The sequence below is a fragment of the Streptococcus sp. FSL E2-3494 genome (genome assembly GCF_038007085.1).
Classification (GTDB): Bacteria; Bacillota; Bacilli; order Lactobacillales; family Streptococcaceae; genus Streptococcus; species Streptococcus thermophilus.
The window spans coordinates 1,354,245-1,366,529 of sequence record NZ_JBBOWN010000001.1 but is presented as its reverse complement, the minus strand read 5'-3'; the positions used below and the strand labels follow the sequence as shown (position 1 = coordinate 1,366,529).

Below are 12,285 nucleotides of genomic sequence, written 5' to 3'. Positions count from 1 at the left end.
CGCTTACATTATATCACAACTAAAGGAAAAAAATCATGCTAATTACCATGTTTTTTCTTTATTTTTTCAATCGAAGTAGCATAGGTGTGATACTAAGCGTTAATAGGCCAGCAATAACCATTTCAGCAACAGAGTTTATAGTGAAAATAGTTGCCATTAGAGTTTTTCCACCTGCTGAGTAGAAATTAGGGATTAGGAAGTAGATACCTAGAAGCACGAAAAATGTATTTGTAAAAGCACCTAAAACACCAGACAGCGTCAAGCCTAGGCGATTTTGAAGTAACTTGTAGATAAAGTAAGGAAAAATACCGATTAAAATACGAGGAACAATTGCAATGACAGCAGATGCCCAAGTTCCTCCTTCCACAAAAGGACTGAAGAGATAACTGCCTACTGTATAGACGATAGTGTTACGAACAATACTCATAATCCCCATAAAACCGCCTAAATATGCACCAATTTTAGGACCATAGACGATACTAGCAATAATGACTGGGATATGAGTTAGGGTTGGTTTGATTGGAAGTGCAAAAGCAGCAAAGATAGTTTGACTGAGTACCTCAATAACGACCATTGTGGCTATTAATAGAGCCAATTGTGCCGTTTGGTTTGCTTTATTTTTTTTATTCATCATAAACTTCTTTTCTTGTCAACAAGACTATTTTGTTAGAGCATTATCTATTGACTCAATAATGACAGAAATATCAGCTAGAGCGCCACGACCTGTATCTCCGCATGCAAGTAAACCAGATTTTGGAAGAATTTCTTGGTAGCCAACTTCTTGCAAGGTCTTTAAGTTCTTCTTAGTCAATGGATTTTCATACATTTTCGTATTCATTGCTGGTGCAATTAGTTTTGGAGTGGTGCTTGGCAAAGCTAAAGCCGTCGCAGTTAGCATGTTATCAGCCATGCCGTGTGCTAATTTGGCAATCGTATTTGCTGAAGCTGGGGCAACAATAAAGAGATCAGTTTTCTTAGCTAAGTCAATATGATTAATACGTTCAGCCAATTTTTCTTCCATAACATCGGAGTGAACTGGATTCTTAGAAAGAGCTTGAAGAGTTAGAGGCGTAATAAAGGATTGAGCAGACTCAGTCATAATGACGTGGATATCATATCCCTTTTTCTTTAGTTTGCTTGTCAGATCTGCTGACTTATAGGCGGAAATTGAGCCAGAAACAGCAAGTATGATACGTTTAGTCATAGCATATCCTTTCATATAAGGCTTGAGCAATTGCAGACTTAGTTGTAACCATCTCTTCACCCTTTTCGTCAACTAGATAAGCAATATGTTGATTTGGAGTAATCTCACCCAAATCATTTGCCACAATAATGTTTGCTTGATTGCGTTTAAGACTAGCACGAGCAGCCTTGAAAAGATCCTCTTTGCTGACATTTGCGAGAAGTTTGAAGCCAACCAACTGAATATTGGGATTCCATTGTTTAACCAGGCTAATAATCTTTGGTGTCTTTTTAAGGAAAAGAACCTGATAATCCGAAGCCGAAGATATCTTGCTCTCAGTGTTAGACTTATGTAAGAGTTGGCTGGGGTTTTCCGTATCTTCCAACTCAGCGAAATCCGTCATATAAATTGGAGTATAGTCAGAGATAGCCATACTATGGATGAGGACATCGTGCTCCTTGACAAGTGGCTCCATACTTTTTAGGAGACTGTCTACGTTGGTAATTTCTGTAATCTTTAGATTTTCTTTTGGTTCAGGTTTAACGGCAGTCTTTACAGTTACTAAGGTAACTTGGTGACCCTTAGCCAAGAAAAGTTCAGCGATTTCCTTACCCAGATAACCTGTTGAATGATTTGTGATTCCACGGACATCATCAATCTTTTCAGTGGTACCACCTGATGTAATCAAAATTTTCATAGTAGTATTGTACTAAAAATTTAGATTTTAGTAAATAATAGTAAGTGTTTTTGAGACGTACCCCTATAAAATAAAGTTATAACTTTTTATAGCTAAATAAAAACCGAACATTTGAAAACAATTTCTAAAAAATAGTGCGTTTTTTATTAATCTTTGTTATAATAGTACATAGAAATATATAGAGGAGTATCTCATGAAAACAGATATTGAAATTGCTCAAAGTGTAGAATTAAAACCAATCACAGAAGTAGTTGAAAAAGTTGGAATCGGCTTTGACGATTTGGAACTCTACGGAAAATATAAGGCAAAATTGTCGTTTGATAAAATCAATGAAGTCAAAGACGACAAACCAGGAAAATTGATTTTGGTAACAGCCATCAATCCAACACCAGCAGGTGAAGGTAAATCAACCATGTCAATTGGTCTTGCAGACGCTCTTAACAAAATTGGTAAGAAAACAATGATTGCCCTTCGTGAACCATCTCTTGGTCCTGTTATGGGGATTAAAGGTGGTGCTGCAGGTGGTGGTTACGCTCAAGTTCTTCCAATGGAGGATATCAATCTTCACTTCACAGGTGATATGCACGCTATTACTACAGCGAATAATGCCTTGTCAGCCCTTCTTGACAATCATATTCATCAAGGAAACGCCCTAGGTATTGATCAACGTCGTATTATTTGGAAACGTGTCGTTGACCTTAATGACCGTGCTCTTCGTCATGTGACAGTTGGTCTTGGTGGCCCACTCAATGGTATCCCCCGTGAAGATGGTTTTGATATTACCGTAGCCTCTGAAATCATGGCAATTCTTTGCTTGGCTACTGACATCAACGACCTTAAAGAACGCTTAGCTAACATTGTCGTTGCTTACCGTTATGACCGTACACCTGTTTATGTACGTGATCTTGAAATCGAAGGTGCGCTTACACTTATTCTAAAAGATGCCATCAAACCTAACTTGGTACAGACAATTTATGGTACACCAGCCTTGGTACATGGTGGTCCATTTGCCAACATCGCTCACGGATGTAACTCAGTTCTAGCTACATCTACAGCACTTCGCTTGGCAGACTACACGGTCACTGAAGCAGGTTTCGGTGCAGACCTTGGTGCTGAAAAATTCCTTGATATTAAAACTCCAAACCTACCAACAACTCCAGATGCTGTCGTTATTGTTGCTACACTTCGTGCTCTTAAGATGCATGGTGGTGTCGCTAAAACTGACCTTTCTGAGGAAAATGTTCAAGCCGTTCGCGATGGCTTTTCAAACTTAAAACGTCATGTAGAAAATATACGTAAATTTGGTATTCCAGCGGTTGTTGCCATTAACGAATTTGTTGCTGACACAGAAGCTGAAATCGCAGCTCTTAAAGAACTTTGTTCAGAAATCAAGGTTCCTGTTGAATTGGCTAGCGTTTGGGCTAATGGTGCTGATGGTGGTATTGACCTTGCTAATACAGTAGTGGATGCTGTTGAAAATGGCAATGCTGATTACAAACGTCTCTATTCGGATGATGATAGCTTGGAAGAAAAGATTACTAAGATTGTTACTGAAATCTATGGTGGTAAATCAGTTGTCTTCGAGAAAAAAGCTAAAAATCAACTCAAACAGTTTGCAGAATTTGGTTGGGATAAATTGCCAGTATGTATGGCTAAAACACAATATAGTTTCTCAGATAACCAATTCTTGCTTGGAGCACCAGAAGGTTTTGATATCACTATTCGTGAGTTTGTTCCTAAAACAGGTGCTGGATTCATCGTGGCTCTCACAGGTGATGTTATGACCATGCCAGGTCTTCCAAAAGCCCCAGCGGCCCTCAAGATGGATGTTACTGAAGATGGAACAGCAGTTGGTTTGTTCTAATAACGAATATTTCTTTAAAGCAGTGCCTATAGGTGCTGTTTTTTGCTCCATTCTTAAGGAAAATAAGGTAAACTGAGTCTAAATAAAAGAAATTAATGCACTAGAAGATTAGATGTATTTTCGATATAATAGGATGATTTAGAGAGATATATGACTAGGTTTTACACCTAGCAAGAGGGATAACTATGATTAAAATTTTACTAGTAGAAGATGATTTGAGTTTGTCGAACTCAGTTTTTGATTTTTTAGATGACTTTGCGGATGTGATGCAAGTATTTGATGGAGATGAAGGTCTTTACGAAGCTGAAAGTGGTGTTTATGATTTGATTCTTTTGGACTTAATGTTACCTGAAAAAGATGGTTTTACAGTTCTTAAAGAATTGCGTGAACAAGGAATAACGACTCCTGTTCTTATCATGACTGCTAAGGAAAGTCTAGACGATAAGGGGCATGGCTTCGAACTCGGAGCTGATGATTATCTAACCAAGCCTTTCTATTTAGAAGAATTGAAGATGCGTATTCAGGCACTTTTGAAACGTTCTGGTAAATTTGATCAAAATACTTTTTCTTTTGGAGATGTTTGTGTCAACCTTTCTACAAATTCAACTTATGTGGGTGATGAAGAAGTAGAACTTCTTGGTAAAGAATTTGATTTATTAGTCTACTTCCTACAAAATCAAAACGTTATTTTGCCCAAGTCGCAAATCTTTGATCGTCTTTGGGGATTTGATAGTGATACCAATGTCTCTGTTGTTGAAGTTTATGTTTCGAAAATTCGTAAGAAACTTAAGGGGACTGATTTTGCTACCAACCTACAAACCTTAAGAAGTGTGGGGTATATTTTGAAGAATGCTGACTGAATTTTTCAATTATCTTTTCAGGAGAATCAAGTCAGACGGCTTTAAGTTCTTCATCCATTTCTTTGCAACTTTTTCTGGTATTTTCCTTATCATGACTGTTATGATATTGCAGATTCTCAGTTATGGAGTTTATTCCAATGTTGACTCTAGTCTGAAAGCAGCAGTAACTAAGACCAATTCTTATTTGGAAATGGAAATGCTAAAACGCGAATTTTTTTCTGACTTCTGATGTAGATCAAAATAATACGGCAACTATCTATCAGGAGTATGATAGCAAAGCATATCGCTAGACAAAATACCTAATTCGAGTGTTTATAAGACAAAATCTAAAAAGACCAAATCAAAAATCGAGGATGCTCCTCATGATTTGACTGTAGCAGCTAATACTAGTGTGTTAGTTCTTGATAAGAATGGAAAGCTCCTAAACGTTGTCGACAAATTTTCTAGCTTATCTAATTTACCAATAGATCAAAATACTATTGATGTTATTAGTAAGGGAAGTGCTCAGAACTATTTTGATCAAACGGAAAATTATCGCTTGGTTACTGAAAAAGTAGATAATAGTTTCTATCCTGATGCTAAGTACGTTGTTATTGCAATCAATACGACGCAATTAGAAGAAGCCTCTGAACGTTATGTAAAACTAATTCTCATTATGATGAGTTTTTTTGGCTACTATCTATCGCGGTTAGTTTGTATTTGGCAAAATGGTTAATGCGGGCTATACAGGAAAGTCTTGAGAAGCAGAAGACATTTGTTGAGAATGCTAGCCACGAGTTGCGTACGCCACTTGCTGTGATTCAAAACCGCCTAGAGTCTCTTTTCCGCAAGCCAGAGTCTACAATTTTAGACAATTCAGAGAACATTGCTTATAGTCTAGATGAAGTCCGAAATATGCGTCTTTTGACGACCAATCTCTTGAATTTGACTCGTCGTGATGATGGTATTAAACCAGAAATTGAAATCCTAGACTCTTCTTTCTTTGATAAAGTCTTTACCAATTATGCTACGATTGCTGAAGAAAGTGAAAAGGGGTTTACTGCTCAAAATCAGGTTGGGCGCTCAATCAAAACTGATAAGACTCTATTGAAGCAGCTTATGACAATTTTATTTGATAATGCTATCAAATATACAGAAGATGATGGCCAGGTGACCCTCACCGTTCGTACTAATGATCGTCATCTTTATATTACAGTGGCAGACAATGGCCCTGGTATTGCAGATGAAGATAAGAAAAAAATCTTTGATCGTTTCTACCGAGTAGACAAAGCTAGAACTAGACAAAAAGGTGGTTTTGGGTTGGGCTTATCTTTGGCACAACAGATTGTTCTTGCACTTAAAGGAACAATAATTGTCAAGGACAATCAGCCGAAGGGGACTATTTTTGAAGTTAAAATTACCGGAGTCTAATGAACAACTAAAAATCCCACTATCACCATGATATACTCCCCTTATAGTGGACAGTGAAAAAATAAAAATTTTCACTAGAAACTATAAGGGGAGTCTTATTATGTCCAAAAGAAGTCCAAAATCTGTATCTGAGAAACTAGAAATTGTTCTGCTTCACTTGGAAGAAGGTAAATCACTTAGTTGGTTAACTAGAAACCAAGGTATCTCTAAAGACACCCTATCGAACTGGGTTCGGAAGTACAAAGAAGCTGGTGTTGATGGGCTAGAGGAAAGCCGTCAATGGAAGAAGTATAGTAAGGAACTAAAGGAACAAGCTGTTTCCGACTATCTTAATGGCTTGGGAAGTCTCAAAGATCTGACCAAAAAATATGGAATTTCTGACCCTTATGTTCTCAGATCATGGATAAAAAGTTATACTAGTGGTAAAGAACTGAAAGCTACTAGTAAAGGAATGAGACGCATGAAGCAAGGACGCAAGACAACATTTGAAGAACGAATTGAGATTGTCAATTTTACCCTTGCCCACGAGAAAGATTACCAAGGGGCTGTTGAGAAGTATGGTATTTCCTACCAGCAGATCTATTCTTGGGTCAGAAAGTTCGAGAAGGACGGTTCTAACGGTCTCCTAGATCGTCGTGGAAAAGGTCTTACAAGTAAACCAAACCTTACTCCAGAAGAAGAGTTACGCCTCAAAATCAAGCAACAGGAAGAGCGGATTAAGTATCTTGAAATGGAGAACGGCCTGCTAAAAAAGTTAGAAGAAATCAAACGACGAAACCGACGGTAAGACTTGGTCGGCACTTGGAAACCTTCCAAGCGATTAAAGAATATGCGGATGAGTATGAAGAGGTTTCTATCAGCCACTTGTGCCATATTCTAAAGGTATCTCGCTCAGGCTATTACAAGTGGTTACAACATCAAGAAACAACTTCTGAACAGGAAAATTTAGGCTTGATGGATATCATCAAGAAACTTCATAGCCAGCATAATGGTATTCTTGGTTATCGTCGTATGACGCTATTTGTCAATCGCAAGCTTGAAACAAACTACAACAAGAAGCGGATTCGACGCTTGATGCACATTCTAGGTCTACGTTCCATTATCAGAAGAGCCAAGGGCTATTGTACTAAAACTAGCTTTGTCAATGTAGAGGACAACATTCTCAATCGTAATTTTACAGCCACTGCTCCAAATCAGAAATGGTGTACAGATGTGACTTTCTTGAAGTACGGTTTCAGCTGTAAAGCCTATTTGAGTGCTATTAAGGATCTTTACGACGGCTCAATTGTCGCCTATGTAGTTGGTCAATTTAATGATAACGAATTGGTATTGGAAACACTTCGTAAAGCACAAAAAGCTAATCCTAATGCGACACCATTAATTCACAGCGACCGAGGTTCGCAGTATACTTCGAAAGATTATTACCGTTTAACTACCCAGTATCAGATGACCCGCTCCATGTCTCGTGTTGGTAAGTGTATTGACAATGCACCAATTGAGAGTTTCTTTGGGCACTTTAAGACGGAGTGCTATGATTTGAAGAAGTATAAGACTTTTGAGGAGCTAGTTTCAGATATTGATGCCTACATCTATTTTTACAATCATCAACGTTTTCAAGAGCGCAATAACGGCCTTGCCCCTCTTGAAATGAGGAACAAGGCCGTCGCCTAATATTTTATTATTTCATTGTCCACTTGACAAAGAGCCCCTATTGTTAGCAGGATTTTTATGATATTTTGACAAGAAAAAACTCCTACTGGAGTTTTCGATTAGTTAGCCAATTTAGCTGCAAGACGTGATTTATCTCGGCTTGCTTTGTTTTTATGAATCAAACCTTTTGAAGCGGCTTTATCGATGCTTGCTGATGCAGCTCGGAAAGCTTCTTCAGTTGGGTTAGCCTTGAATGCCTTAATAACAGTACGCAAAGCTGATTTTTGAGCTGAGTTTTTTTCGTTTTGTTTAACGTTAAGTTCAGCGCGTTTGATAGCTGATTTAATATTTGCCAATGTTTTCACCTCCAAATTTATCTAACTATGTCATTATACGTTATTTTAGAACCCTTGGCAAGCTTTTTCTATTTTTTTAAATGAATGAGGTCGATTTTATGACTATCACCTTTATGAAGAATAAGCTCTGCACGATTTCGTGTGGGTTCGATATAATTTTCTAGATTTACCAAGTTGATTTCTGTCCAAGTTTTTTGCGCTAAGGAAAGAGCTTCTTCTTTTGTAAATTTGGTAAAACGATGGTAATAGTTGTTTTCATCTTTTCGAGCAAGTTCAAGAAGAGTTTGAAAACGTTCAAGATACCAAGTTTTGATATTTTTCACGTCAGCATCAATATAGATAGAAAAATCAAAATAGTCACTCATATAGAGACGTTGGTTAATGGGATTCTGAAAAACATTAATACCTTCAACAATTAGGAAATTTGGTTGACTAATTTTCTGAGTAAGTCCTGGTACAATATCATAAATCTCATGTGAGTAAACAGGAATGTTAACATCCCCACCATTTTTTACGGTATCTAGAAAATTGAGAAGTAGTGGCATGTCGTAGGATTCGGGGAAGCCTTTACGATTAAGTATTCCCTTATCTATGAGGACCTGGTTTGGGAATAAAAAACCATCTGTTGTCACCATATCAACCTTCGCCTTAGGAAAGGTTCTTTGAAGAAGTAGTTGCAGAAGGCGACTAGTTGTTGATTTTCCGACTGCAACAGAACCTGAGATACCAATAATAAAAGGTCTGTTAGCCTGTGCTTTTTGCAAAAAAATCCCTTTTGAAAAGGTGAGGTCCTCTGCAGCTCGATGATAAATACGAATCAAATTGATTAAAGGAAGATAGATATCCCTCACTTCCTGAACGTCAATCTTGTCATTTAAACTCCTAATGGATTCTAGTTCTTCTGGGGTTAATGATACTTGATCTTCTTGATAGAATCTTTGCCAATCGCTCCGAGATATAGTTTCAAAATTGATAAATTCGTTTAACATGGCTTAATTATAGCAGAATTTACTAATTCATGTAAGCCTTATCAAAACACTAAATAATAAATGATGGATTTAAAACAAAAGGAATATAAACCTTTACAAAATTGTTGACATTATTTTTTTGTTATGCTACACAAATTTTGTAAGCATTCTTATTTCAAAAGATACTTGAGAGATACTTGAAATATCAAGGTGTTTTCTTAATGTATTCCTTCTCATTTATATAGCATTCTCTATAGCATTATCTTTTTTTTTCTGTTATACTTAATATGATATGAGCCTTATCATTTTCTATGACTTGATAAGAACACAAAGAAGGAAAAATATGTCTAAAATGTATTATGCAGAGACGCCAGATGCGGCTCACGATATTCACGATCTTAATGTATCACTCTTAGGTCAAGGTTTCCATTTTTATACTGATGCAGGTGTGTTTTCAAAAAAAATGGTGGATTATGGTAGTCAGGTCTTGCTCAATGCTTTAGATTTAGAAAGAGGAAAAAACCTACTTGACGTTGGTTGTGGCTATGGTCCATTAGGAATTAGTCTAGCAAAGGTTCAAGGCGTCCAATCAACGATGATTGATATAAATAGTAGGGCTATAGATTTAGCTAAAAAAAATGCTGAACGTAACGGAGTAGTCGCTCACATTTTTCAATCAAACATCTATGAAAATGTCTCAGAAAAGTTTGATTATATAATATCCAATCCACCAATACGTGCAGGGAAAAAGGTAGTTCATGAAATTATCGAAGGGGCATTTGATCACCTTAATCAAGGTGGAAGTTTAACAATTGTTATCCAGAAGAAACAAGGAGCACCTTCTGCTAAAGCGAAGATGGAAGATGTCTTTGGAAATTCGGAAATTATAAGAAAAGATAAGGGGTATTACATACTTAGAAGCGAAAAGTTATGAGAACAGTTGATTTAATTGAAAAAAACGTGATGGTGGTAAATTGACCACTGAAGAAATAGCTTATCTCATTCGAGGGTATGTATCTGGTGACATTCCAGATTATCAGGTTTCAGCTCTGGCGATGGCAATCTATTACAAAGGGATGAGTATTCGTGAAATTCATGATTTAACGACAGAGATGGTTTCTTCAGGTGATCAATATGATTTATCTAGTATTGAAGGCGTTAAAGTTTATAAACATTCAACTGGTGGTGTTGAAGATAAAGTAACAATCATTTTAATGCCATTAGTTGTAAGTTTTGGTGTGCCTGTAGCTAAAATGAGCGGACGTGGATTAGCCCATACTGGAGGTACGATTGATAAACTTGAATCTATAAAAGGATATCAAGTCGAACGTACCAAAGAAGAATTTATTCAACAAGTTAAAGAAATTGGTAATTTCTCTTATTGAACAGTCAGAACATCTTGGTAAAGCGGACAAACTTCTTTATGCACTTAGAGACGTGACTGCTACAGTAGATTCAATTCCTTTGATTGCAGGTTCTGTTATGTCTAAGAAGATTGCTGCAGGAGATAAGATCCTTTTAGACGTTACGGTAGGTCAAGGTGCTTTTATGAAGAGTTTGGAAGAGGCTGAGCACCTTTCTGAAACAATGGTTTCCTTAGGCCGTGAAATGGGTCGAGAAACAATTGCAGTGATTACAGATATGAGTCAACCACTTGGTAGAGCTATTGGTAACTGTCTTGAAATTTTTGAAGCTATTGAAATCATGCAAGGTAAGGGCCGTGCAGACATTACAGAGTTCATTTGTGAATTAGCAGAGATTATTTTAAATTTGACAGGAGTTGAATCGAGTTCAGATAAAATTCGTCAACATTTAGTGGAGGGTGTAGCTCTATCTAAATTTGAAGAACTTATTGAAGCTCAAGGTGGAGACTTGGATGACCTTTATCGTAAGAGTGCAGCAGCTTATGTCACAGAAGTTTTGGCTGATGAAGAGAGTTATATTTCTGAACTACCAGCTTTAGCATTTGGTAAATATGCTATGAAATTAGGGGCTGGTCGTACTACTAAAGCTGACACTCTTAATTATGAAACAGGGATTGTTTTTGAGAAAAAAGTGGACGATTCTGTCAAAGTAAGTGAAACTGTTGCTAATATTTATAGTGACCAAGCCCTAATCGAAGAGCTAATTGATGAATTTAAAGCTTATATTACAAATCAGCAATGAATGTAAGAAGCCAAAAGAAATTTTAAAAATTATTTCTTAATAAATGAGAGAGCTTGTTTAAGGAGTATATTTATGACAGTTAATACATATATTGACCACACTTTACTAAAGCCAGATGCGACCGCTTGAACAGATTGAAAAGTTGATTGCAGAAGCAAAAAAATATGAATTTGCAAGTGTTTGTGTTAATCCAACTTGGGTAAAGACTGCTGCTGATTTGCTAAAAGATAGTTCCATTAAGGTTTGTACAGTAATTGGATTCCCACTAGGAGCAACAACATCGTCTGTTAAAGCGTTTGAAACACGAGATGCAATTTCAATGGTGTAGATGAAGTCGATATGGTAATCAATATCGGTGCTCTAAAATCTGGACAGAATGAACTTGTTGAATCGGATATTAAAGCAGTAGTGGACGCCAGTGGAGATAAGCTAGTCAAAGTCATTATTGAGACTTGCCTGCTTAGTTACGATGAAAAAGTTCAAGCCTGTCAACTTACCAAACTTGCAGGAGCAGACTTCGTAAAAACCTCTACTGGTTTCTCAACTGGTGGGGCAACTATAGAAGATGTTGAACTCATGCGAGAAGTAGTAGGACCAAATATGGGGGTTAAAGCAGCTGGAGGAACACGTTCCTATAAAGATGCGCAAGCTTTTATTAAAGCAGGGGCTAATCGGATTGGAACATCTGCGGGTGTTGCGATAATGGAAGGTGAGAGTGTCGATGGTGGATACTGAGATATCACAAATTATTGAGGAAGCTGAGGAAGTTGCTGGCAACGCCTACGTTCCTTACTCACATTTCCGCGTAGGTGCAGCTCTTCTGACAAACGACGGTCAGATATATAAAGGTTGCAACATTGAGAATGCATCTTTTGGTTTAACTAATTGCGCAGAACGTACTGCTATATTTAAAGCAGTTTCAGAAGGTCATCGAGATTTTGAAATGATAGTCGTCTACGGTGACACTGAGCAACCCATCTCACCTTGTGGTGCCTGCCGTCAAGTAATGGCCGAATTTTTTAAACAGGATTCTAAAGTGATTCTTATCGCTGAAGATAAATCGACAGTCGTGATGACAGTCGGAGAGTTGTTACCATACTCTTTTACAGACTTACAATAGTCTAGTTGTTA

The 12,285-nt window shown here is 37.3% G+C and carries 10 protein-coding genes and 3 pseudogenes; 8 read left to right on the top strand and 5 right to left on the bottom strand.

Going from position 1 to position 12,285, the window contains the following annotated elements:
• Nucleotides 1-58 precede the first annotated feature (58 nt).
• The 3 genes from NST05_RS07080 to NST05_RS07070 are packed head-to-tail and all read right to left on the bottom strand — an operon-like array spanning nucleotide 59 to nucleotide 1,880.
• Nucleotides 59-631, bottom strand: coding sequence for an ECF transporter S component (locus NST05_RS07080; RefSeq protein WP_002948204.1), 573 nt, complete (start codon nucleotides 629-631; stop codon nucleotides 59-61).
• Nucleotides 632-658: 27 nt separating this feature from the next.
• Nucleotides 659-1,204, bottom strand: coding sequence for a phosphopantothenoylcysteine decarboxylase (coaC, locus tag NST05_RS07075; protein ID WP_002950459.1), 546 nt, complete (start codon nucleotides 1,202-1,204; stop codon nucleotides 659-661).
• Nucleotides 1,197-1,880, bottom strand: a complete 684-nt coding sequence (locus NST05_RS07070; protein WP_084828741.1) for a phosphopantothenate--cysteine ligase — start codon at nucleotides 1,878-1,880, stop codon at nucleotides 1,197-1,199. The genes coaC and NST05_RS07070 overlap by 8 nt, the downstream gene beginning before the upstream one ends.
• Nucleotides 1,881-2,073: 193 nt before the next feature.
• Between NST05_RS07070 and NST05_RS07065 the strand changes: the two genes are divergently transcribed.
• From NST05_RS07065 to NST05_RS07050, 4 genes and pseudogenes are all read left to right on the top strand, one after another.
• Nucleotides 2,074-3,744 (top strand): formate--tetrahydrofolate ligase, encoded by a 1,671-nt coding sequence (locus tag NST05_RS07065; RefSeq protein WP_024704082.1) that lies wholly within the window; start codon nucleotides 2,074-2,076, stop codon nucleotides 3,742-3,744.
• Between the two features lie 185 nt (nucleotides 3,745-3,929).
• Nucleotides 3,930-4,604, top strand: coding sequence for a response regulator transcription factor (locus NST05_RS07060; protein ID WP_084828742.1), 675 nt, complete (start codon nucleotides 3,930-3,932; stop codon nucleotides 4,602-4,604).
• A pseudogene (locus tag NST05_RS07055) lies at nucleotides 4,594-6,014 on the top strand (sensor histidine kinase). The gene NST05_RS07060 and the pseudogene NST05_RS07055 overlap by 11 nt, the downstream one beginning before the upstream one ends.
• A gap of 100 nt (nucleotides 6,015-6,114) precedes the next feature.
• Nucleotides 6,115-7,685, top strand: a protein-coding gene (locus NST05_RS07050; RefSeq protein ID WP_106693466.1) for an IS3-like element ISSth1b family transposase whose coding sequence is annotated in 2 segments (ribosomal slippage) — nucleotides 6,115-6,760 and nucleotides 6,760-7,685 — 1,572 coding nt in all. Because the reading frame shifts where the segments join, the coding sequence is not laid out codon by codon here.
• A 98-nt stretch (nucleotides 7,686-7,783) separates the two neighbouring features.
• Here the strand turns inward: NST05_RS07050 and rpsT are convergent.
• Nucleotides 7,784-8,020: a 30S ribosomal protein S20 gene (gene rpsT / locus NST05_RS07045; RefSeq protein WP_002947597.1), complete on the bottom strand. Its 237-nt coding sequence runs from the start codon at nucleotides 8,018-8,020 to the stop codon at nucleotides 7,784-7,786.
• Nucleotides 8,021-8,088: 68 nt separating this feature from the next.
• The gene (coaA, locus tag NST05_RS07040) at nucleotides 8,089-9,009 is read right to left on the bottom strand and encodes a type I pantothenate kinase (RefSeq protein WP_023909573.1); all 921 of its coding nucleotides are present in this window, start codon (nucleotides 9,007-9,009) and stop codon (nucleotides 8,089-8,091) included.
• 322 nt (nucleotides 9,010-9,331) lie between these two features.
• Between coaA and NST05_RS07035 the strand changes: the two genes are divergently transcribed.
• From NST05_RS07035 to NST05_RS07020, 4 genes and pseudogenes are all read left to right on the top strand, one after another.
• The gene (locus tag NST05_RS07035; protein WP_014727541.1) at nucleotides 9,332-9,922 is read left to right on the top strand and encodes a class I SAM-dependent methyltransferase; all 591 of its coding nucleotides are present in this window, start codon (nucleotides 9,332-9,334) and stop codon (nucleotides 9,920-9,922) included.
• Nucleotides 9,919-11,194: pseudogene (locus NST05_RS07030) on the top strand (pyrimidine-nucleoside phosphorylase). The gene NST05_RS07035 and the pseudogene NST05_RS07030 overlap by 4 nt, the downstream one beginning before the upstream one ends.
• Before the next feature lie 32 nt (nucleotides 11,195-11,226).
• Nucleotides 11,227-11,889, top strand: a pseudogene (gene deoC, locus NST05_RS07025) (deoxyribose-phosphate aldolase).
• Nucleotides 11,876-12,274 (top strand): cytidine deaminase, encoded by a 399-nt coding sequence (locus NST05_RS07020; RefSeq protein WP_340742993.1) that lies wholly within the window; start codon nucleotides 11,876-11,878, stop codon nucleotides 12,272-12,274. Before deoC ends, NST05_RS07020 begins: the two are co-directional and overlap by 14 nt.
• The last annotated feature ends 11 nt before the right edge of the window (nucleotides 12,275-12,285 follow it).